18 protein-coding genes are annotated in these 20,971 nt (G+C 69.6%); 3 read left to right on the plus strand and 15 right to left on the minus strand.

Annotation, left to right across the window (positions count from 1 at the left end; genetic code table 11):
* Positions 1–9: 9 nt before the first annotated feature.
* On the minus strand, positions 10–678 hold the full coding sequence (locus tag AB0C35_RS22760) for a TetR/AcrR family transcriptional regulator C-terminal ligand-binding domain-containing protein (protein ID WP_358458952.1): 669 nt from the start codon (positions 676–678) through the stop codon (positions 10–12).
* Between the two features lie 247 nt (positions 679–925).
* Between AB0C35_RS22760 and AB0C35_RS22765 the strand changes: the two genes are divergently transcribed.
* The gene (locus tag AB0C35_RS22765) at positions 926–2,041 is read left to right on the plus strand and encodes a PQQ-dependent sugar dehydrogenase (protein ID WP_358458954.1); all 1,116 of its coding nucleotides are present in this window, start codon (positions 926–928) and stop codon (positions 2,039–2,041) included.
* 17 nt (positions 2,042–2,058) lie between these two features.
* On the opposite strand, the gene AB0C35_RS22770 is transcribed toward AB0C35_RS22765, so the two are convergent.
* The 3 genes from AB0C35_RS22770 to AB0C35_RS22780 are packed head-to-tail and all read right to left on the minus strand — an operon-like array spanning position 2,059 to position 5,629.
* Entirely contained in the window at positions 2,059–2,826 is a 768-nt protein-coding gene (locus AB0C35_RS22770; protein ID WP_358458956.1) for a hypothetical protein, read from the minus strand.
* Positions 2,823–4,397 (minus strand): VWA domain-containing protein, encoded by a 1,575-nt coding sequence (locus tag AB0C35_RS22775; protein ID WP_358458958.1) that lies wholly within the window; start codon positions 4,395–4,397, stop codon positions 2,823–2,825. The genes AB0C35_RS22770 and AB0C35_RS22775 overlap by 4 nt, the downstream gene beginning before the upstream one ends.
* Entirely contained in the window at positions 4,397–5,629 is a 1,233-nt protein-coding gene (locus tag AB0C35_RS22780; RefSeq protein ID WP_358458959.1) for a hypothetical protein, read from the minus strand. The genes AB0C35_RS22775 and AB0C35_RS22780 overlap by 1 nt, the downstream gene beginning before the upstream one ends.
* 193 nt (positions 5,630–5,822) lie before the next feature.
* Here AB0C35_RS22780 and AB0C35_RS22785 point away from each other — a divergent pair, with 193 nt between their 5' ends.
* Positions 5,823–6,785 (plus strand): zinc-binding dehydrogenase, encoded by a 963-nt coding sequence (locus tag AB0C35_RS22785; RefSeq protein WP_358458961.1) that lies wholly within the window; start codon positions 5,823–5,825, stop codon positions 6,783–6,785.
* 16 nt (positions 6,786–6,801) lie between these two features.
* Here the strand turns inward: AB0C35_RS22785 and AB0C35_RS22790 are convergent, their stop codons facing one another.
* The 11 genes from AB0C35_RS22790 to AB0C35_RS22840 all read right to left on the minus strand — a co-directional run bounded on the left by AB0C35_RS22790 (position 6,802) and on the right by AB0C35_RS22840 (position 19,933).
* On the minus strand, positions 6,802–7,254 hold the full coding sequence (locus tag AB0C35_RS22790; RefSeq protein WP_358458963.1) for a TIGR03618 family F420-dependent PPOX class oxidoreductase: 453 nt from the start codon (positions 7,252–7,254) through the stop codon (positions 6,802–6,804).
* Positions 7,255–7,500: 246 nt separating this feature from the next.
* Entirely contained in the window at positions 7,501–8,406 is a 906-nt protein-coding gene (locus tag AB0C35_RS22795) for a hypothetical protein (RefSeq protein WP_358458965.1), read from the minus strand.
* 122 nt (positions 8,407–8,528) lie between these two features.
* The gene (locus AB0C35_RS22800) at positions 8,529–10,094 is read right to left on the minus strand and encodes a pectate lyase (RefSeq protein ID WP_358458967.1); all 1,566 of its coding nucleotides are present in this window, start codon (positions 10,092–10,094) and stop codon (positions 8,529–8,531) included.
* A gap of 59 nt (positions 10,095–10,153) precedes the next feature.
* On the minus strand, positions 10,154–11,737 hold the full coding sequence (locus AB0C35_RS22805; protein ID WP_358458969.1) for a carbohydrate-binding protein: 1,584 nt from the start codon (positions 11,735–11,737) through the stop codon (positions 10,154–10,156).
* 351 nt (positions 11,738–12,088) lie between these two features.
* Entirely contained in the window at positions 12,089–13,183 is a 1,095-nt protein-coding gene (locus AB0C35_RS22810; protein WP_358458971.1) for a hypothetical protein, read from the minus strand.
* The gene (locus tag AB0C35_RS22815; protein ID WP_358458973.1) at positions 13,183–14,466 is read right to left on the minus strand and encodes a Gfo/Idh/MocA family oxidoreductase; all 1,284 of its coding nucleotides are present in this window, start codon (positions 14,464–14,466) and stop codon (positions 13,183–13,185) included. Before AB0C35_RS22815 ends, AB0C35_RS22810 begins: the two co-directional genes overlap by 1 nt.
* A 96-nt stretch (positions 14,467–14,562) precedes the next feature.
* Entirely contained in the window at positions 14,563–15,822 is a 1,260-nt protein-coding gene (locus AB0C35_RS22820) for an extracellular solute-binding protein (RefSeq protein WP_358458975.1), read from the minus strand.
* A 72-nt stretch (positions 15,823–15,894) separates the two neighbouring features.
* Positions 15,895–16,665, minus strand: coding sequence for a carbohydrate ABC transporter permease (locus tag AB0C35_RS22825; protein WP_358459162.1), 771 nt, complete (start codon positions 16,663–16,665; stop codon positions 15,895–15,897).
* Between the two features lie 133 nt (positions 16,666–16,798).
* Positions 16,799–17,791, minus strand: a complete 993-nt coding sequence (locus AB0C35_RS22830; protein ID WP_358458977.1) for a sugar ABC transporter permease — start codon at positions 17,789–17,791, stop codon at positions 16,799–16,801.
* Positions 17,792–17,999: 208 nt separating this feature from the next.
* A complete protein-coding gene (locus AB0C35_RS22835; protein WP_358458979.1) occupies positions 18,000–18,974 on the minus strand; it encodes an aldose epimerase family protein in 975 nt (324 codons plus the stop codon).
* Positions 18,971–19,933 carry a LacI family DNA-binding transcriptional regulator gene (locus AB0C35_RS22840; RefSeq protein ID WP_358458981.1) on the minus strand — a complete coding sequence of 321 codons (963 nt, stop codon included), beginning with the start codon at positions 19,931–19,933 and terminating at the stop codon, positions 18,971–18,973. The genes AB0C35_RS22835 and AB0C35_RS22840 overlap by 4 nt, the downstream gene beginning before the upstream one ends.
* Before the next feature lie 145 nt (positions 19,934–20,078).
* Between AB0C35_RS22840 and AB0C35_RS22845 the strand changes: the two genes are divergently transcribed.
* The gene (locus AB0C35_RS22845) at positions 20,079–20,966 is read left to right on the plus strand and encodes an NAD(P)-dependent oxidoreductase (RefSeq protein ID WP_358458983.1); all 888 of its coding nucleotides are present in this window, start codon (positions 20,079–20,081) and stop codon (positions 20,964–20,966) included.
* The last annotated feature ends 5 nt before the right edge of the window (positions 20,967–20,971 follow it).

The raw sequence follows: 20,971 nt of genomic DNA on the forward strand, positions 1-20,971 counted from the left end.
CGGCCGGGGCTACGCCTCGTGGTGGTGCCGGCCGTTCCGCTCGGAGTCGTCGCGGTGCGCCCGGGGGCCGTCGGCAGGGGCGACGCCGTCGAAGAGGTTGGCGACCAGCGCGTCGGTGAAGCCGGTGCTCAGCGGCTCGGCCGGGAGCAGCAGCCGGTGGTAGCAGGCGCCCCACAGCTGGTCGACGAGCGTTTCGAGGTCGGCGTCGCCGCGGATCTGGCCCGCGTCCCGGGCGGCGGCCATGCGTTTCACGGCGAGCCGCCGGCGCGGTACGACGTACTGCTCCGACAGCGCGGCCGACAGGTCGGGGTCGCTCTGCGCGGCCCCGATCAGCTCGGCGAACGTGCCGCCGACGCGGTCGAGGAGGCCGACGAAGGCGCGCAGCTGCGCGGACAGGTCGGCGCGCACGTCGCCGGTGTCGGGGAAGGCGAGGGTCGTCTCGACGGCGCTGAAGTAGGCCTCCAGGGCCAGCGCGCCCGGGGAGGCCCACCACTTGTACAGGGTCATCTTGCTCACGCCGGCGCGCGTGGCGACCTTCTCGAACGTCACGCTCCGGATGCCGTCGGAGAGCAGCAGCTCGGCGGTGGCGGCCAGCGTCGCGCGGCGCACCTCGGCGGCCGGGCGGCGCCCGCGCCCCGGCTTGAGCAGAGGGGTCTCACGACTGTCGATGTGTTCCATATGTGTACTCCCTGTCCACTATAGCCGCGGGCCGGACGGCACCCGCCGAGCCCGCTTGCCGAACTATATGGACAAGTAGTCCACATATCGATTAGTGTACAACTCGTCCACATGTGATGAGGAAGAGCGGTTCCACCCTGAGCACCGTTGCGCAACCGGCCGGGCAGGTCGGGGTGGCCGGTGGGTCAACGGACAGGTCCTGTTCGCCCGCGGCGGCATCGCCCAGCGGCGGAAACGGAGGCACATCGTGCACACGAAGCAACCCCTCGCCCTGGCCTTGGCCGCCGTCCTGTCGGGTGCGGCGCTCGCCGGATGCGCAGGATCCGCAGCGCAGACCCCCGGCCGGACGGATCTCGGCTCGCCGGCGGCGGCTCCGGGCAAGGTGACCGAACTGGTCACCGGTCTCGACATGCCGTGGGGGCTGGCCTTCCTGCCGGACGGCTCGGCCCTGGTGTCCGGGCGCGCCTCCGGGCAGATCCATCACGTCCCGGCCGGTGGCGGAGAACCCGCACTGGTCGGCGAGGTGCCCGGCGTGGAGGTGAGCGCCGAGGGCGGCCTCCTCGGCCTGGCCGCCTCACCCGGCTTCGCCGAGGACCGCACCGTCTACGCCTACGTCTCGGCGTCGCCGACCAACCGCGTCGTCGCCCTCCGCATCGCCGAGGACATGCGGTCGCTCAGCCAGGAACGCGTCCTCCTGGACGGGATCGAGACGGCCGACCGCCACCATGGCGGACGGCTGCGCTTCGGCCCCGAGGGCAACCTGTGGATCGGGACCGGGGACGCGTTCCTGCCCGAGAACGCCGCCGACGAGAACTCCCTCAACGGCAAGATCCTCCGGATCCGGCCGGACGGGTCCATCCCGGACGACAACCCTTCGCCGGACTCCCCCATCTACTCCTCGGGCCACCGGAACGTGCAGGGCATCGCGTTCGGCCCCGACGGCACCGCCTACGCCTCCGAGCTGGGCCACCGCACCTGGGACGAGCTGAACGTCCTGCGGCCGGGCCTCGACTACGGCTGGCCCGAGACCGAGGGAACCGAAGGCGACACCGGCGAGCCGCCGATCTTCACCGTCCATCCCGACGACGCCTCACCCTCGGGGATCGCCTACGCCCAGGGGTCCATCTGGATGGGGGCCCTCGGCGGCCGGCGGCTGTGGCAGCTCCCCGTCGACGGCGCCGAGGCGGCCGGGAAACCCGTCGACCACTTCGTCGGCGACTACGGCCGCATCCGCACCGTCGAACGCGCGCCCGACGGATCCCTGTGGATCACCACGTCCAACACCGACCGGGCCACCTGGGGAGGCACCGCCCCCCGCCCCGGCGACGACCGCATCCTCCGCCTCGAACTCCCCCAAAACTAAAACCACCCGAACACGCGCTAGAGAAAGATGGCGAGGATGGGGTAGATCTCCAGTTCACCGGTGCCGGGGTCCCAGCGGATCTTGCCGAGGCAGTGCGCGATGAATGGGCTTTGCGGAATTTTCTCATGGCGCAGCCAGGCGGTGTCGGCGGTGACGCCGACCTTCGGCAGGTCGCCGGACAATTCGCTGGCATTGCCGTACGTAGCGGAGAATGTGGTCGTCGTCTCAGACTGGTCCGTGACCCAGAAACGCCCCTTGACCGAGACGAAGGCGGCCGTCTCAAGTTCTCGCAGAGGGGCGGAGGCCCGCTTGGCCCCCTTGCCGTGAGACTGCTCCAGCACCCGGTTCAGTCCGGCGCCCATCCCGATCGTACGCTCGATGAGGTCGACGTAGACGATGTCCCTCGCGCCGTCGAGCTCATGGATGATACGCCCGATGGTGGTGATCGACCCCGCGTCCTCGAAGTACTTTTCGATCTGTTCTTGCTTGACCGCGCGATCCACGGTCCCGCGTATGAGCGGGATCCGGAGCAGCAACCCCGACGCGCTGTTGCGGTGAGTCGTCCGCTGGACCGAGCGCTGCAGAGCCGGGTACTCCCCTTGCAGGTAGATGTCCAGGGCGCTTTTCTCGTCAAGGTACAGGCAGATCTTCGGTATCAGGTTTCTTCCCCACTTCCGCCGGTGGCGATTCACTTTGATCGCATAGGCGCAGACGATGCCCGCACCGGCGGCCAGCGCCATGGCGGTGACCAGTCCCACCAGCATCAACAATGTCTCAGAGGTCATCGGCAGCCACGGGTCTCTTTGATCGCCCGGTCCAGCGAGGACGCGTTGGCGTCCACCATGCGGCCGCCGGTCGCCTTCGCCACCCGGTCCAGTTCGGCCGGATCGGCCTCGCCGAGGCGTATCGGATAGGTGCGCACGGCCTTGGCCTCTGGCGATAGGGCCGAGTACCGGCGGAGGAATTCTTCCAAGCCGATGCCTGCGTTGCTCAGTCCGTCGGTCATCAGCACGATGGTCACCGGCCGTCCCGGGTCCGCGCGCTTCAGTTCGGCCGCCCGCCCGTAAGCGTGGTCGAGCGCAGACCATACGGCGGTGTTGTGGTCGAAGTCGTCGGCGGCGAGGAATCCGCGAATGACGCCGACGTCGCGCGGGCCGGAAATGGTGACGTCGCGCTCCGCCCGGACGTCCTCGCCGAAACGGATCAAGGTGAACTTCTCCCCCCGGTAGAAGCGCACGAACTTGCCGGTGGATGAGCCGTCGGCACCGCTGAGTCCGGCGAACGTGGTCCGCAATGCCCCGATGCGCGCCCCCTTCATGGACCCGGAGTAGTCGAGCACGAAGATCACTTGGCCTGGCCTCCTCGCACTCGGGTCATAGTTGGCGAGCAGCCGGTCGATGACTCCGGACCAGTCCGGGAAGTACAGCGCGTTGCCGATCTCCGTGCGCAGCCGAGGGTCCCGCCGCACGCCGGGGTCGACCGGACGGCGCAGCGTGCGGTTCATGATCTTCCGCTGGGTGTCCCGGCGGGCCAGCCACGCCACGACCTTGTCGTATGCGGCGCGGCGCGAGGGGTCGAGCAGCAGCAGCGGATAGTCCGACAGCACGATGCCGTCCTCGGGATAGACGATTTCCAGCGGCTCGCGCAACCTCCCGCTCGCGTTGAGGGACAGCAGCGTCGACTCGTATCCGATCAGGGCGTCTGCCCTGCCTTCGGCCGCGGCGAACGCGTCGACGAGTTCGTCCGTCGAGGGCGCGGTGAGCGTCTGGCCGGAGAACAGCCCGCGCAGCCGGTCGCAGGCGAGATCCTGCGGACGCAGCGCCCCGCCGGTGCCGGCGGCGGCCGTGGCCACACCGACAAGGGCGGCCAGCCCGCTCTCGGTGTGGCGCGGATCTGCCATGCCGAAGCGCACCAGCCCTTCGGCCGCGCCGTCGGCGATGTCCGCCCAGGACAGCTTCGCGCTCCGGGCACTGTGGCGGAGCCGCCGTGCGGTCTGCGGCCGGACGCCGAACACCACCGGGGACCTCATGATCTCCCTCGACAGCGGCCGCAGCCGCCGCCCGCCCGACTCCCGCAGCTTGAGCTGCAGATAGCGGTCGTTGGACAGCCAGGCGAGGTCGTGGTCGTCATCGCCTCTGGCGAGCGCGGTGGAGGCGTCCACGGTTCCCCGGTAGTCGAGCACGAGCTCGATCCCGGTGTCGCGCCGGAGCTCATCGAGTATGGGACGCATGTCGGCGAGCTCGTGACTGGCCAGCACCCGCAGTGTCGTGTCCTGCCCATCCGAGGTGCATGCGGTGTCCAGGACGAGCAGCAGGCATGCCACGAGACCGATGAACAGGCGCGGGGGCCGCCTCATCAGGGGCACCCGCCGACCGCGTCGATCAGCCGTTGCAGCAGGCTCAGCCTCGGCAGTTCGGCGCTCGTGTAGTCGGTGCGCTCGTCGGGCGTCGGCACGCCTTGGCCGGCGAGCAGCTCGAAGAGCCGCCTGGTTCCGGTGGAGTCGGTGTCATCGATGACCCGGAAGCCGAGCTGCATCATGCGCCGGCGCAACTCGGGGTCGGTGTGAAGCAGGGTGCCGAGCCGGTCACCGGCGCCCGGCTTGAGCGAGATGTACTCCGGATCGGTCTGGAACTCCTGCTTCGGGTAGAGCAGCACCCGCCCGGTGTCGACCCGGCCGGTACGGCTGCGATGGCTCTGCTGGTAGGCGAAATACTGGTGCTCGTAAACGACGACGATCGGCCCCTGGCTTTTGCCCTCCGGCGTTATATAGGACCGCCACGGCTTCGACTCCGGCATGCCGGACGCGGTGAAGAGCGGCTGGATCTCCCCGGCGATGCGGTCCACCTCGGCCTCGGTCTGCGCCGGTTCCCCGCCGTTCTCCACGAAGGCGGCCAGGCCGAGGTAGGTCGCCCCGGAGTTGGACCTGCACACGCCGGGGGTGTGGACGAGGACGCGGTTGCCGTTCGTGATGCTGGAGCCGTCCGGATTCGTGTATCGGTCGATCCCGAGGTCGTTCCAGGTTTTGCCGCGCTTGCCCAGCTCGATGAACTTCGCCGTGTCCAGCGTGTAGTAGAGCGCGCCACCGGGGCCGCCGGAGTGCCGATCCGCGGCACCGTTCCTGACCAGGGTCTCGGCGTACTCACGGTAGCTGGCGAGCACGATCGGGCTGGTGAACAGGCGCGTCGTCGCAGTGTGCAGTCCCCTGCTCCGCCGCTCGTTCTTGATCAGATCCGCGGCCGGCTGCCCCGAGGGGAAGGCGAAGTCGTAACGCTGCGTCTCCTGGTTGAGCACCTCGAAGGCGACTTCACTGGAACCGCGCGCGGTGACCTCGACGCGGATTTCGTGCTTCCTCAATAAGCGCTGGACTTCCTCGTCGTTAAAGAAGTCCTGCTTGGAGGCCATGATGCCGTGGATCGTGCTGATCTGCGCAGTCGGCCAAAAGGTGCTGACGAGCAGCGTCACAGTCCCGACGACCGCGACACTGACGCTGATCATGAATGACCTACCGAAGGGCGACGTCCAGAAACGGGGCGGGTGGGCAATGCCGAGCAAGGGCTCATCGACGTCGTGGGGAGCATCCGCCGTCACCGCGACTCCTCGCGATCGCTTTGCCGTACACCACAAACTTACGCACATTCCCGACGAAGAAGCGTGATTCCAACGGATTCACGTGCGCGGAACATCCGAACCCGAGATCACCGACCGGTGACGCTTGACCTCAAGCTTGCTTCAGGTTGAAGACTGGGCGGGTAGCTCGGGATTTCTTATGAAGGAGCCGGTCATGCGTGCTGTCCAGGTGGGTTCGTTCGGCGGTCCGGAAGTGTTGCGGCCTGTCGAGTTGCCCGATCCCGTGCCGGGGCCCGGCCAGGTCGTGGTGGGCATGGCGGTGGCGGACGTGATCTTCCTCGACACCCTTTTGCGCGCCGGGTGGGGCCAGGACTTCTTTCCCCGGGAGCTTCCGTACATCCCGGGCGGCGGCGGAGCGGGCGAGGTGCTGAAGGTCGGATCGGGGGTGGACCCCGCGTGGGTGGGACGGCGTGTGGTCGTGCGGACCGGGACCGGCTATGCCGAACAGATCGTCGCCGGGGCGGAGGAGATCGCACCCATCCCCGACGGGCTGGCCGGCGAGCCGGCGGCCGCGCTCGTCCACGATGGCGTGACCGCGCTCAGCCTGAACCGGCTGGGCGTGCCCGAGAAGGAGGAATGGGTGCTGGTGTCCTCCGCGGCGGGCGGGGCCGGATCGCTGCTGGTGCAGCTCGCCGTCCAGGCCGGCGCCCGGGTGGTGGCGGCCGCGTCCCGGCACGACAAGCTGGCGCTCGCCCGTGAACTGGGCGCGGAGGCCACCGTCGACTACACGCGGTCCGGCTGGGCCGAGCGGGTTCGGGAACTGACCGGCGGCGGCGTCGCGCTCGCCTACGAAGGGGCGGGCGGCGCGCTCGGCGCGGCCGCCCTCGACGCGGTGTCCGACGGCGGGAGGTTCGTCACCTACGGCACCGCGGACGGCTTCACAAGCCCGGACCCCGAACTCGTCGAGCGCCGCGGACTGCGAGTGTTCACCCCGCTCATGGACGGGCCACCCGACCAGGAGACCGTGAGCGAACTGCTGGGCGTCGCCCTGGACGAGGCCACGCGGGGACGGCTCAACCCGGCGATCGGCGCCGTCTACCCGCTGGCGCGGGCCGCCGACGCCCACCGTGCCCTGGCCGCCCGGACCACGATCGGCAAGTCGCTCCTCTCGGTGTGACCCTGCCCGTCCCGCGTCAGGAGGTCGTCGGGCTGCCGTAGACGCGGCGGGGGACGATGAGCACGGCGGCTCGTCGTTCCTCCGCCATCACCCGGTCGTAGGTGTCCCAGTCGTCGTGTGTGCCGCCGGCCGCTCGGAAGATGTCCCGCAGCAACACCCGCAGCGCTTCGCCGTCGACCTCGGGATGCGGGTCGTCAGGGCCGATGATCTCGGCGTCCCCCTCGACGGCCGTCCACCGCCACCCCGCCCGCGCGACGAGCGTGACGCGGGGGTCGGCACGCAGATTGTGCAGCTTGCGGGAGCCGCCGGTGGCGACGAGCCCGGCGACCCGCCCGCCCCTCAGCGGATGTTCCAGGACCCCGGCGTTGACCACCGACGACTGGACGCTCCCATCGCCCCGCACCGTGTTGACCACGCACAAGCCGTGGTCGAGAGGTATCAGCTCGGCAAAAGCGGAAAGGTCGGTCACGTTGATTCAGCCTCTCTCCGTGTCGTCCGTGCTCAAGTATGTTCCCGGCGCGGTCGCCGCCGGCGCGATGACCGGCCTCATCGGCACACCCGCCCAGAGCGCGGCCTGCAGGTCGGGGACGCGGCCATCACGTCGAGACTTCGTGCGGCTCAGATGCACGCCCTCGCAAACCGTCGGAGTGGCCGACTGGGGCACCGCGGTCCTTCTCGCCGGACTCGGCATCGGCCGCGTCCCCGGCCGGGTCGTTCACGGTAGGGCGACCCGGCCCTCGTGAGCGAGGACGGACACGATCTCTTCGGCCTCCGCGATGGTGACGTGGCGGGCGCTCTCCTCGTCGCCGGGCAGCTCGAAGGTGAGGTCGGGGCCCGGCCCCCACGACGCGATCAGGCCCCCGCCCGACGGGATCATGAAGTTGATGTAGTTGCCCTTGTAGGGCGCCACCGTGAGCAGGACGTCGCGTGCCTGCGGAAACGACACCGGAACCCACGCGTTCTGCACCCCGCCGCGCGGCATGTCGCAGTACGAGACGGACAGGGGCCGGTCGGACGAGTCCGGTTCGCCGCCCGGCCAGGCGGCCAAGGGGCCGAAGCGGCGGCGACGCCAGGTGAGCGACACGTCGATCCGCCTCTTGGGGCTGCCGTTCCAGTCGACCGTCAGGCCGTGGCGGCGCAGGGCGCCGGCCACCTCCTCGCCGATCCCGGCCTGCGCCTCCGGGGGCTGGTCGCCACGGCTCCGGACGCCGTAGGAGAGGGTCAGGCCTCCGCCGGGGACGGCCGCCTCCATGTCCTGACGGTGGGCGAAGACGTAGCCGCGCCGCTCTTCGTCCGCCGGGATCTCCCCGCCGATCTCCGAGATGCCGCAGTTCTGGCAGCAGGTGTGGTCGAGGCGGGCCACGATGCCGGACACGTCCAGCTCGCGGAACGCGCGGTGCAGGCGGTCGGTGTCGAGTTCGTCGGGCCAGGTCTCCTGCTCGGTGAGGTGGGCGGCGAAATGCTCCCCGACGATCCGGCGGGCGAGACGTTCGCTCGCCTCGGAGGGGTCGTCCAGTATCTCGGTGCACTGCTGGACGACAGATTCGAAGTCGTGGTCGCCGAGGGCGACCAAGAACCGGGCATGGTCGAGCAACACGGACTCGTCTGAGTTGTCGGTCATGGGCCGGGAGTATCGCAAAGACCACCGACATCGACCGGCGTAACGGGACCCCCGGCCGGTGAGCCCCTGCCGCCCGGCGGGCCCGGGGCGGGCCTGGCCCGCCGGGCGGAGGGGCCGCGCCGCTACCCGGCGTAGGTCTCGAACTCGGCGACCCTGGGGGTGCCGGCCGAGCCGGTGATCCTGAAGGTGATCTTGCGGAGCGAGGTCGGGGAGAAGGTGATGACGCCGGCCCCGCTACCGGAGGCCAGGACGGTCCCGGCGTCGTGGTCGAGGACCTCCCAGGACCCGATGTCGCCCTCGGAACCCGCAGCCTCCCGGATGTTGATCATGGACACCGTGGGGGTGGAGTCCCACTTGATCGAGATCGAGCCGGTGGAGCCGGCCGGCGACCAGTAGGTGCTCATGTCACCGTCCCGGACGTTGCCGTAGCTCGTCCCGTCGGCCTTGCTGGAGCCGTCGGAGTCCGCCCCAAGGCTGAGGTTGGTCCCGCCGGGCTCGGTCGGTCCCGGCGTGGGGGTGGTGGGACCCGGCGTCGGGGTGGTCGGTCCCGGAGTGGGGGTGGTCGGTCCCGGCGTCGGTGTCTGCGGCGTGCAGTTGCCGTCCGAGACCCGCAGGCCCTTGCCGGCGCCCGCGGTCTGGCTCACGACGTCCGGCACGCAGCCGGCGTCGTCGAGGGTGTAGGAGTACGGGATGCTGACGGTGGTGTTGGACTGCGGGTCGGGGCCGGCGGGGTGGTTCTCGCTCCCCGGGCTTGACCAGGTCACGTTGTCGAAGATGTTGCCGCTGACCTGCCAGTAACCGGCCTCGTCGGTGTAGAAGGTGCCCAGGACGTCCTTGGAATCCTCGAAGTAGTTGGCGTCGACCTTGGCGCGGGCCCCGGCCCGGGAGTTGATGCCGGACTTGCTGATACCCGCGAAGTGGCTGTTGTAGATGTGGGCTATGCCGCCGCGCAGCAGCGGCGTGCGGGAGTCGATGTTCTCGTACAGGTTGTGGTGGTAGGTGATGAAGCCGTTCGAGCGATCGCTCTCACTGCTGCCGACCAGGCCGCCGCGGCCGGAGTTGCGCAGGATGCTGTAGGAGAGCGTCACGTACTGGGTGTTGTCCTTCATGTCGAAGAGGCCGTCGAACCCCTCCGACTCCCCACCGGACGCTTCCAGCGTCGTGTGATCGACCCAGACGTTGCGGACGTCGCTCTCCATGCCGATGGCGTCACCCCCGTTGGACGTGGGCGAGCCCGACTTCTTGACGTTCCGGACGGTCACGTTCTGGATGATGATGTTGCTCGACTCGCGGATGTGGATGCCGATCTGATCGAAGACGGCACCGCCGCCGACCCCGATGATCGTGACGTTGCTGATCTGCTTGAGCTCGATCTTGTCGTCGGCGGTGCTGCAGCTGTCGCCCGACACCTTGCTGGTGTTCCCGTGGTTGATCGTCCCCTCGACCTGGATGGTGATCGGAGTGTCGCTGGCGGCCCGGTTGCACAGGGCCGCATGAATCGCGGTCCCCGTGGAGGCCCGCACCGTCGTCCCGCCGGCGCCGCCGGTGGTCCCGCCGTTCTGGGTCGCGTAGCCGGTGGCGCCGGCCGCCGCCGACACCTCGGGCGTCGCCAGGACCACACCGGCCGCGGCCGCGAGGGCCATCGTCGCCAGCGCCCCGGAAAGTCGCAGTACGACTGGTCGTCTCATGCTCGTCTCTTCTTTCGTCTTCGGGTGGTGGGGGTGGGTGCTCTGCCTTCCCGGCCGGGTCAGGGCGTCGCCGCTTTGCCGCCGAAGGTCACGACGAGGTGGCCGTCGGAGGCGAGATACCAGCCGAGGGCGCCGGCGTAGGAGGAGCAGCGGGAGCCGTTCGAGCCGGACCAGAACTGGTTGGAGCCGTCGGCGTCACCGACGGTCCTGTCGTTCGACCCGTCGCCGTCGAAGCGGCACGAGGTGTTGCCGCGGAAGACCGAACTGCCGTCGTCGAAGGAGAAGTTGCGTTCGGCGTTGTCGATGCTGACGTTCCCCGAGATCGTCATCGAGCCGGGGTTGCTGTTGTAGGTGAACCCGTGCTTGCCGTTGTCGACGGCGAAGGAGCGCCGGACGATGTGGTTGACCGGAATGTCCTCACCGCCGAGCTTGTAGCCGTTGCGGTCACCGTTTCCGCTCTGGCCGCCGCCGCTGAGCGTGCCGTTGTCGTAGGCGAGGGAGTCCTCGATGGTCACCGCGCCGATGGGGCCGGTCTCGCCCTTGGTGTAGAGGTCCCAGCCGTCGTCGATGTTGTTGTGGGCGACGGAGTGGCGGAAGACGTTCCCGGGGCCGGAGGTGAGCTTGGCGGCGAAGCCGTCGGCGTCCTCGCCGTCGGAGTCGGCGTTGTCGTGCGACTCCGCGCTCAGGATGAGGTTGCCGGACGGCCACTGGTCCTCGGGGGTGTCGGAGGTCATGCGCGACAGCTGCAGTCCCGTGTCGCGGTTGAAGCGCGTCACCGTGCGTTCGATGACGTTGCCGCTGCCGCCGACGAAGATCCCGTTGTCGCCGGCGTGCTCCACGACGATGCCGTAGACGTGCCAGTACGACCCGTTCACCGCGAGCCCGCGGTTCGCCGAGTTCTCGCTCATGGCCGAGAAGTTCAGCACCGGGGTCTCGCCCGGATAGGCGGACAGTTGCGTGCGGTCGCCGGAGGTGCCGTTGTTGCCGGGCGGGATGGTGACCGTCTGCGAGTGGCGGTACGTCCCGCCGCGCATGTAGATCGTCCCGCCCGGGGCGATGCGGTCGATCGCCGAGGTGAGGGTCGTCGGGTCCGCCTCGGTTCCGGCGGCGCCGTCGCTGCCGCCCGGCGCGACGTACAGCGCGTCCTCGTCGGACGGCGGGGGCGTGTCGCCGTCACCCGTCTCGACGTCGATGTAGTCGATGTTGGGCAGGCCGTTGGAGGTCGTGGGGGTGAACCGGATGGTGTTGCCGCCCGCGTTCACCGGCACCGTGATCGTCTTCGTCGTCCACGCGTCCCACGAGCCCGTGCTCTCGAACGACGCCGACGTGCTCGGCGACCCGTTCACGCTGATGTCCGCGGGCCGCGCGGTGGTGGTTCCGTTGGCGAAGCGGACGTGCAGTGTCGCCGTGCCCGATTCCGCGGCGTTCACGGTGAACTGCGCGTAGGCGCCGATCTCGTTGTCGCCGTTGCAGAATCCGCGGCCGGAGTAGCCGCTGTGGTCGGAGTCGATGGTTCCGCTGCACACCGCCGGGGAGGTCCCGGCTTCGTACCGGACGGTGGCGGCCTGCGCCGCGGTGCCGGACAGTGCGACGAGCGCACCGGCCAGCACGGTGCCGCAGGCGATGGCGGGTTTCACTTGCATTGCTGCTCCAAGCTCGGCCGGCTTGGCCGACCAGATTTCAGGGCATCGGTCGGCCTGGCCGACCGGACTTCGGGGAAAAGGTGCGGCCGGCGAATACGCGCTGCGGTGATGGTCGGTCCACCGGCGCATGTCGGCCACATTCGGATCGCTGTTCCCGGGCTTATTCATTGAGGGGTGCGGGGGGCGGCCGGGCTCGGCGGAGAGGGAGCGGGCACATGGGGGCTGGCCCTTCTGCGGCAATTGCGGCTGCGGCGATGCGGCCGTCTCGATGGCGGGGGCGGGGGGCGGACGCCAGTTGTCCGGTGCTACAGAAAGCGCTTTCTCACAAGCTATGCGTTCGCCGTGAACACGTCAATGGACTTGCGATCCTTTCATGGGTCTCGATGCGGGATAATTGTCCGCGACCATGTCGGTGAGCCAAGTGAAGGCCGCGTTCTGCATGGAACGGTCGAATTGGTGGGCGGCGTCGAAGAAGGCGCCGGTGTAATGGCCGGGCGCACTCCGGTAGGCCTCGGTGATCTGGTGATGGGCCCGGCGCATTCCCTGGACGGGGAAGAGCGGATCCGCGGTCGCGTAGAGGACCATCAGCGGCGCCGGGGCGCGGGCGGCGACCACGCCGGGCCAGTCGGCCAGGCGGGTCAGGCCCGGCGGGAACAGCATCCAGGAGTGGGCGGCCACGTGCTCGTCGCGCAGGTCCCGGAAGGACGAGACCATCGCGGCCACGACGACGGCGCGGATCCCGAGGTCGAGGACGCCGAGGAGGGCGGCACGCGCCCCGCCTCCCGACAGGCCGATCGTGCTGACGGAGGCGATATCGGGACGGGACCGCAGGTACGCCGCGGCCGCGAGGTCTTCGGAGGCGAGGACGCCGGCGAACGAGGTGCCGAGGATCGTGCACGCCTTCGCCAGGACGTGCTCATGGTCACGGGCGGCACGGTCATATCGGCCAAGGTCGTGGCGGTCGGGGGCGCTTTGGTCGCCGGTGAGTGGGAAGCGGCGGCTGCCCCAGGCGAACACGTCGTGCGCGAGCACCGCGAAGCCCCGGCGGGCCAGCTCTCCCGCGTAGGCGCGGCGGCCGTAGAGCCGGGTGCGCAGCCGGACGATCTCGGCGAGGGGCGGCTCCGGCCCGTCGGCGATCTTGTCCTTGCCCGCCCACTTCACGCCCCCGTGGCAGTGCATCGCGACCACGCCCGGAAGCGGGCCTGCGGCGTCGCGCGGGCGCAGCAGGAAGGCGCGGGTGCGGGGGCCGAACCCGACCGTCCAGGACAGTTCCTCTCCCACCAGGCCGGCGTCGCTCCACCGGCGCTCGACCCGGACGTCGCCGGCGCTCAACTCCAGGACGCCGAGCGCGTCGCGGAGACGTTCGGGCAGGTCCGGGCCGGGTGGAGGGAACAGGTCGCGGCTGCGGGCGGCGATGTCCGCCAGGCCGGAGAATTCGCCGAGCATCAGCCGGCCGTCCGGGTGCCGCCGGCCGTGAGGGCGACGGGAGCGCCGGTCGCCGCGGAGAGGTTCGCGGACGCGCCGATCATCACGGCGGCGACGCCCGCGCGGTACCCCGCCTGGCGGGCGAGCGGGTCGTCCGACGGGCCCCGGAACACGTCGTCGAGCAGCAGGACGTCGCCGCCGCCGTGCGCGCCCGCGCCGCCCTCGATCGCGATCTCCTCCGGCTTGCGCCAGTGGCGGTGCAGGACGAGCCGCTCGGACGCGCCCTCGGCGTGCTCCTTCCCGGACGCGGTCGGGTCGATCGCCGCGTGCGGCGGCGTCCACGCCCGCTCGACGACGTCCAGTTCCAGCCGTCCGGCGGTGCCGTTGAAGACGACCCGGTACCCCTCCGCGGGCGCGTGGGCGTTGAGGGAGTAGGTGAGGAGCGCGCCGCCTTCATAGCGGACGAGGACCGACATGTTGTCGTCGATCGTCACGCCTTCACCGAAGACGTCCTGGTCGCGGATGTAGCCGTCCTCGTGCTCGGCGTCCAGGTAGAGGCGCTTCAGCCGGGGATCGGCGGACAGGTCCAGAAGGAACGGGTCCGTGCCGAGTTCCGGAGCGCGGAACGCCCGCGCGGGACGGTCCGCGAGCCCGCGGGCGCGGGCGTTTCCGGCGCCGTAGAAGCGCAGGGAGGTCTGGGCGTAGACGGACGCTGCGGCGTCGTCGATCCACCAGTTGACCAGGTCGAAGTGGTGGGTGGCCTTGTGCACCAGCAGGCCGCCCGAGTTCGCCCTGTCCCGGTGCCAGCGGCGGAAGTAGTCGGCGCCGTGGATGGTGTCGAGCGCCCACGCGAAATGCACCGACGTGACGTCGCCGATCGCGCCGTCCGCGATCACCTGGCGAACGGCGCTGTTGCGCGGCGCGTAGCGGTAGTTGAAGGTGACGATGAGCCTGCCGGTGCCCCGCTCGGCCGCCTCCGCGATCGCCGCGCAGTCCTCGGCGGTGGTGCACAGCGGCTTCTCCACGACGACGTCCTTGCCCGCGTCGAGGGCCGCGACGACGTAGCGGGCGTGGGCGGCGTCGACGGTGGCGACCACGACGGCGTCGGCGAGTTCGAGCATCTTGCCGAACTCCTCGGGCGCGAAGCACGGCACGTCGCGGCCGATCCTGTCGAGGTAGTAGCTCAGGCGCGTCCGGTTGGGATCGCAGAGCGCGGCGATCTCGCCGGTGTCGCTCCACTCGCCCAGCAGCGCGTCCACGTACATCTGTGCCCGGTGGCCGAGCCCGACGAAGGCGTATCGCATGGTCTGGGGCTCCAGAGATGAGAGTGGCCGGAGGTCGGTGGCGCCGCGCGGCCCGGAGCTTTCACGGGCCGCGCGGCTCGTCGATGGGACGCCCCGTTACTGGGACAGGGCGTTGTTGGCCTCGGTCAGGAAGACCTTGGCCGCCTCGTCCGGCGTCGACTTGCCGAACAGCACCGAGTCGGTGGGGCGCTTGAGGATGTCCTCCATCTCCATCGCGCCCTTCGGCGGGACGACGATCGGGGTGAGATCGTCCTTGATCGAGTCCATGAAGGCCAGCACCTTCTGGTCGGCCGGGGACAGCTTGCCCTTGATCGCGGCGATGACCTTGGCGTTGGTGGGCAGGCCGCGGTCGCTGAGCACGATCGCGCCGGCGGCCGGGTCGTTGACCATGAACTCGACGAACTTCTGGGCGGCGGCGGACTGCTCGGTCTTGGCCGAGATCGTGTAGTACATCGCCGGCTGCAGGAACATGCCGGAGCCGGTGGCGCCCGGCGCCTTCGGCATGCGCAGCAGGTCCAGTTCCTGGCCGGAGCCCTTGGTCAGCGTGTCGAGCTGGTTGCTCCACCAGCTTCCGAACGCGCTCTTGTTGGTGGCGATCAGCGCCTGGTCGACGTTGGTGCCGGTCTCCAGCATCTCGGAGGCGCCGGGCCCGGCCTTGGTGTCGACGATCTTCTTCAGCAGGGCCCACCAGTCCTTGATGGTCTGCTCGGACAGGGCGACCTTGCCGTTCGCGTAGAACTGCTCACCGCGCTGCGCGGCGAAGATCTGCAGGAACGCGGGGTTCTCGTTCCATTCGGTGCCCCAGACCTCGCCGCCGCTCTTCTCTGTCACCTTGCTGGACATCTCGATGTAGTCGTCCCAGGTCCACGTCTTGTCGTCGGGAACCTTCTGGTCGTACTTCTCCAGGGTCTCCTTGTTGACGATCATCGGGAACGCGTTGACGCCGGTGGGGATCGCGTACTGCTTGCCGTCGACCTGGCCGGCCTTGAGGACGCCCTGGTCGAGGTCCGCGGTGTCGACCTTCCCGCTCATGTCGGCGAGGACGCCGCGGCCCGCGTACTCCGCCAGGCCGCGGATCTCGATCGTCATGACGTCCGGGGCGTCCCCGGCGGCGGTCTTGGTGGCGAGCTTCTCGTAGTAGCTGTCCCAGTCGGTGAAGTCGCCCTCGATGTCGATCGTGGGGTTCTTCTTCTCGAACTCGGTGATGGCCGCCTCGGTCAGCTTCTGCCGGGAGTCGCTGCCCCAGTAGGAGAAGACGACCTTGGTCTTGCCGCCGGACCCGTCGTCGCCGCCTCCGCAGGCGGTGGCCGACACCGCGAGCAGGGTGACGGCGGTGGCCGCCAGGATGCGTTTCATCAGTGGTACCTCCGGGGGGAGAGGAATGGGGGGAGGGGTTGTTTGAGGGCGGTCGCTGTTCGGGGGCGGTCGCTATTTGAGGCCGGTGGTCGCCACACCTCGGACGAGGTATTTCTGGCCGGCCAGGAAGAAACCGAATATCGGGCCGAGCGAGATGATCGACATCGCGAACATCGGTCCCCAGGACGAGTCGCCGCTGGTGTCCATGAAATGGCGCAGCGCGACCGGGGCGGTGAGGTTGTCGGAGTTGGTCAGGTAGAGGTTCTGGGTGAAGAAGTCGTTCCACGTCCAGATGAACGTGAAGATCGCCGTGGTGGCCAGTGCGGGCATGCACAGCGGCATCACCACCTGGAGGAACGTGCGCAGGTGTCCCGCGCCGTCGATCGCGGCCGCCTCGTCCAGCTCCCGGGGAAGGGTGCGGATGAACTGCACCATCAGGAAGATGAAGAACGCGTCGGTGGCCAGGAACTTGGGCAGGATGATCGGCCAGATCGTGTTGATCCAGTCGATCTTGCTGAACGCGATGTACTGCGGCACGACCGTCACATGGTGCGGCAGCATGATCGAGACCAGCATGATCGCGAACCAGAGCTTCTTGAACGGGAACTCCAGCCGCGCGAACGCGTAGGCGGCCAGCGAGCAGGCGACCAGGTTGCCGACGACCGCCAGGCCGGTGATGACGGCGGAGTTCCACATGTAGTAGCCGAAGGAGTGCGTGAGCGCGTCCCAGCCGCCGGTGTAGTTCTCGCCGGTCACCTCGGACGGGACGAGGCCGGGCTCCCGGAAGATCAGTTCCTCGGGCTTGACCGAACTGGAGATCATCCAGAGCAGCGGGTAGAGCATGAACAGCCCGAACACGATCAGCAGCACGTGCTTGGTCAGCCGCGAGGCGGGCCGGAACAGGACCGGCACGCGCGTGCCCGCCGGACGCCGGCCCGCCGGGCGCCGGCCCGCCGCGCGCTTGGTCCCCGTACGCTTACTTGTCGTCGCCATAGAAGACCCAGAATCGAGACATGAGGAAGTTGACGGCGGTCAGAGCCCCGATGATGAGCAGGAGCACCCACGCCATGGCGGCCGCGTATCCCATCTCGTAGTTCTTGAAGCCCTTGAGGTAGAGGTAGAGCGTGTAGAAGAGGGTCGAGTCGACCGGTCCGCCGTTGCCGCCGCTGACGATGAACGACTGCGTGAACGACTGGAACGACTTGATGACCTCCAGCACGGCGTTGAAGAAGATGATGGGCGTGAGCAGCGGCAGCGTGATCGAGCGGAACTGCCGGATCCTGCCGGCGCCGTCGACCCGCGCCGCCTCGTAGAGGTTCTGCGGGATCTGGCGGAGCCCGGCCAGGAAGATGACCATCGGGGCGCCGAACGTCCAGACGTGCAGGATGATCAGCGTCCACAGCGCGGTGTCGGGGCTGGTGACCCAGCCCTGGCCCTCGTAGCCGAACCAGCCCAGGAACGTGTTGACGATCCCGTCCGTCCCGAAGATCTTCCGCCACAGGATCGAGATCGCCACGCTGCCCCCGAGCAGCGAGGGCAGGTAGAACATCGACCGGTAGAACGACAGCCCGCGCAGACCCTTGTCGAGCGCCAGCGCCAGCCCGAGGGCGAACGCGAGCTGCAGCGGAACCGAGACGACGACGTAGGTGGTCGTGACCTTGAGGGAATTGAGGTAGCGGTCGTCGGCCGTGAACATCTTGTCGTAGTTGTCCAGGCCGACCCAGTGCGCCTCGCTCAGCAGGCTGTAGTCGGTGAACGACAGGTACAGCGAGGCGATCATCGGGCCGAGCGTGATGGCGAACAGGCCGATGAACCACGGGGCGAGGAACAGGTAGGCGGTCCATGCCTGTGAGCGGGTGCGGGAGCTCTTGCGGCGTCCGGGGCGGCGGGCGTCCGTGTTCACGGAGGACGCGAGCACGGGCTCGGCCGTCCCCGTCGCCGTGTCGGCAGCAGCGGGCCTCAGCGTCATCACCGGCCCTTCGGTGAGTCGGATGGCGGTTGAGATAGCGCTTTCTTAGCGCGAAGCCGGAGATCACGTCAACCCTTTGCAGTGAGATTCCTCACTGCGAACGTCGGCCCGTTCTCCTGTATTTCGAGGTCAGAGCCGCATTCGGGCACAGAGCATTGCCGAAGGGTTTTTCGGTGCCGCTGCTTGTTACTACAACCGTTTGCAGTGCTCAGGAAACGCTGAACCGGTACCCGGTGACCGAGACGTGCGTCTCTCCGGGCCGCAGGACCGCGGACGGGAACGCCGGCCGGTTCGGCGCGTCGGGGAAGCGCTGGGTCTCCAGGCACAGGCCCGCGAACGGGCCGTACGGGGTGGCGGCGCCGTCCAGCATGTGGCCGGTGTAGAACTGGACGCCCGGTTCGGTGGTGGTGACCTCCATCGAACGGCCGCTGCCCGGATCGGTGACCGTCGCCCGGCCCCGGCCGGGGGCGGTGAAGGCGTAGCAGTGGTCGTAGCGGCCGCCGAGCCGCGCGTCCACCCGGGCGGGGACGGTGAAGTCGAAGGGCGTCCCGGCCACCGGGGCGAGCTCCCCCGTGGGGATCTTCCCCTCGTCCACCGGGAGGTAGCGGTCCGCCTCCATCATCACCACGTGACCTCGTACGTCGCCGGCGCCCGCCAGGTTGAAGTAGGAGTGGTTGGTCAGGTTGACCACGGTCGGGGCGTCGGTCGTGGCCCGGTACTCCACCCGCAGCGTGTCGCCGTCCAGCAGGTACCGGACGCGGACGGTCAGCTCCCCCGGATAGCCTTCATCGCCGTCCGGGCTCACGAGGCTCAGCAGCAGTTCCGCCGGATCCGCCGACTCGACCCGCCACACGCGCTTGTCGAAGCCGCGGACGCCGCCGTGCAGGCTGTGCGCGCCGTCGTTGACCGGGAGCCGGTACTCCGTGCCGTCGAGGGTGAACCTGCCGCGGGCGATGCGGTTGCCGTACCGGCCGACGACCGCGCCGAAGTACCGGCTGCGGTGCAGGTAGTCCTCCAGCGTGTCGAGGCCGAGCACCACGTTGGCGCCGTCGGCCACCTCCAGCCGCTGGACGGTCGCGCCGTAGGTGAGGACGGCGACGCGCAGGCGCCCGTTGTCCAGCACGTGCCGCTCGACCTTCTCGCCTTCCGGGGTGGCGCCGAAGGCGACGTCGTGACTTCTCATGGGGGTCCTTTCGGGGGAGCGGTTGACTCGCGGACCACCAGATGGGTCTCCAGGACGGTGGCCGCGCTCATCGACGTGATGAGCAGGTCGACGGCCATGCGCCCGGCGTCCGCCGTGGGCATGGCGACCGTGGTGAGCTTGGGCCGGTACAGGCGTCCGGTGATGCTGCCGTCGATGCCGATCACGCTGATGTCGCCGGGCACGCCGACGCCCAGCTCGTCCAGGCCCTCGATGAGCCCGATGGCGACGAGGTCGTTGTAGGCGAGCACGCCGGTCACCCCCGCCGCCGCCACCTGGCCGGCGACGGAGACGCCGCCCTCCTCGGTGGGCGCGTTGGGGCCGATGACGACCGTTTCGAGACCGGGGACGTCGGTGACGGCCTTGCGGATCTCGCCGCTGGTCCAGGAGCCGGACGGGCCCGACACGAGGGCGACGCGCCGGTGGCCGAGCCCGGCGAGGTGCTCCATCGCGGTGCGGGCGCCCCGGGCGACGTCCATGACGACGGTCGTCACCCCGCGCAGCCGCCGGTTGACCAGGACGAACGGCAACGTCTCGACCAGTTTCTCCAGCGCCTTGTTCGATGACCGGGGGCTGCACAGCACGATGCCGTCGACCTGCTTGGAGAAGGCGTGGACGAGTTCCTCCTCCTTCGCGGGGTCCTCGTCGGTGTCGGCGACGAACAGGTGGTAGTCCCGGGCGCGGGCGGTGGCCTGCGCCGCTTTGATCAGCGGGGGGAAGAACGGGTTCGCGAGATCGGCCACGATCAGCCCGAGGTTGTGGGTCCGGCCCGTGGTGAGCGAGCGGGCCGCCCGGTTCGGCCGGTAGCCGAGCTGCTCGGCCACCGTCAGCACCCGGGTCCGCGTTTCGGCGTTCACCATGTGCGGCGCGGAGAAGGTCCGCGAAACCGTCGACACATGGACGCCGCACGCGTGGGCGACGTCCCGGATAGTCACTGCCATGGCGCCTACCTTAGCGCAACCGTTTGCAAGTCCGGGATGATCGTTGCGACTGTTTCCGCTGGTCGAACGCTGCTCACTTGACGGAGAGGTGGTACTGCCGCGATTGTTACTGCAACTGGTTGCAGCACGTTAAGGAGTCCATGCGGTGAGCAGAGTGCTCGTCACCGGAAGCGCGGGCCGGTTGGGCCGCAGCGTCGTCACCACGCTCGCGGCGGCCGGACACGAGGTGATCGGCGTCGACAGCGCCCCGGGGACCCCGCGGGAGGCCGCCGACACCCTGCCGGCCGACCTCACCGACCTCGGCGAGGCCCACTCGGCCATCACCCGGTTCCGGCCGGACGCCGTCGTCCACCTCGCCGCCATCGCGGTGCCCTTCGGCCGGACGGACGCGACGACGTTCCGGGTCAACACCCAGCTGGCGTTCAACGTCTGCGCGGCCTCGGTGGCGCTGGGCGTGCCGAGGCTCGTCGTCGCGAGCAGCCCGACGGTGATGGGCTACGGCGCGCCCGGCGGCTGGACGCCCGCGTACCTGCCGCTGGACGAGGAGCACCCGCCCCGGCCCTGGAACGTCTACAGCCTGTCGAAGCTCGTCGCCGAGCAGACCATGCAGACGTTCGCCCGCTCGGCCGCCGGGACGAGGATGGCCGCGTTCCGTCCCTGTTTCGTCATCGCGCCGGAGGAGTGGGAGGGCGCGCCGACCCAGTCGGGGCACACCCTCCGCGAGCGGCTGGACCGGCCCGAGATCGGCAGCGTCTCGCTGTTCAACTACCTCGACGCGCGGGACGCCGGCGCGTTCATCGACGCCCTCCTCGACAAGCTGCCCCGGCTGGAGCGCAACGGCGAGGTCTTCTTCGCCGGGGCCGGGGACGCGCTGGCCCGCGAACCGCTGGCCGAGCTGCTGCCCCGCTTCTTCCCCGCGACCAAGGAGGCCGCCGGCGCGCTCACCGGCACGTCCCCCGCGTTCTCCGCCGCCAAGGCCGAGCGGCTGCTCGGCTGGACCGCAAAGCGCAGCTGGCGCACCGAACTCGTCTGAAGGGC

It is taken from the genome of Spirillospora sp. NPDC048819, from assembly GCF_040650055.1.
Lineage (GTDB): Bacteria > Actinomycetota > Actinomycetes > Streptosporangiales > Streptosporangiaceae > Spirillospora.

Coding starts and splice junctions, on each gene's coding strand:
- AB0C35_RS22770 (WP_358458956.1), bottom strand. CDS start 2,826: ATGACCTCTGAGACATTGTTGATGCTGGTGGGACTGGTCACCGCCATG.
- AB0C35_RS22785 (WP_358458961.1), top strand. CDS start 5,823: ATGCGTGCTGTCCAGGTGGGTTCGTTCGGCGGTCCGGAAGTGTTGCGG.
- AB0C35_RS22835 (WP_358458979.1), bottom strand. CDS start 18,974: ATGAGAAGTCACGACGTCGCCTTCGGCGCCACCCCGGAAGGCGAGAAG.
- AB0C35_RS22820 (WP_358458975.1), bottom strand. CDS start 15,822: ATGAAACGCATCCTGGCGGCCACCGCCGTCACCCTGCTCGCGGTGTCG.
- AB0C35_RS22775 (WP_358458958.1), bottom strand. CDS start 4,397: ATGAGGCGGCCCCCGCGCCTGTTCATCGGTCTCGTGGCATGCCTGCTG.
- AB0C35_RS22810 (WP_358458971.1), bottom strand. CDS start 13,183: ATGCTCGGCGAATTCTCCGGCCTGGCGGACATCGCCGCCCGCAGCCGC.
- AB0C35_RS22815 (WP_358458973.1), bottom strand. CDS start 14,466: ATGCGATACGCCTTCGTCGGGCTCGGCCACCGGGCACAGATGTACGTG.
- AB0C35_RS22760 (WP_358458952.1), bottom strand. CDS start 678: ATGGAACACATCGACAGTCGTGAGACCCCTCTGCTCAAGCCGGGGCGC.
- AB0C35_RS22840 (WP_358458981.1), bottom strand. CDS start 19,933: ATGGCAGTGACTATCCGGGACGTCGCCCACGCGTGCGGCGTCCATGTG.
- AB0C35_RS22825 (WP_358459162.1), bottom strand. CDS start 16,665: ATGCTCTACCCGCTGCTCTGGATGATCTCCAGTTCGGTCAAGCCCGAG.
- AB0C35_RS22830 (WP_358458977.1), bottom strand. CDS start 17,791: ATGACGCTGAGGCCCGCTGCTGCCGACACGGCGACGGGGACGGCCGAG.
- AB0C35_RS22800 (WP_358458967.1), bottom strand. CDS start 10,094: ATGAGACGACCAGTCGTACTGCGACTTTCCGGGGCGCTGGCGACGATG.
- AB0C35_RS22795 (WP_358458965.1), bottom strand. CDS start 8,406: ATGACCGACAACTCAGACGAGTCCGTGTTGCTCGACCATGCCCGGTTC.
- AB0C35_RS22805 (WP_358458969.1), bottom strand. CDS start 11,737: ATGCAAGTGAAACCCGCCATCGCCTGCGGCACCGTGCTGGCCGGTGCG.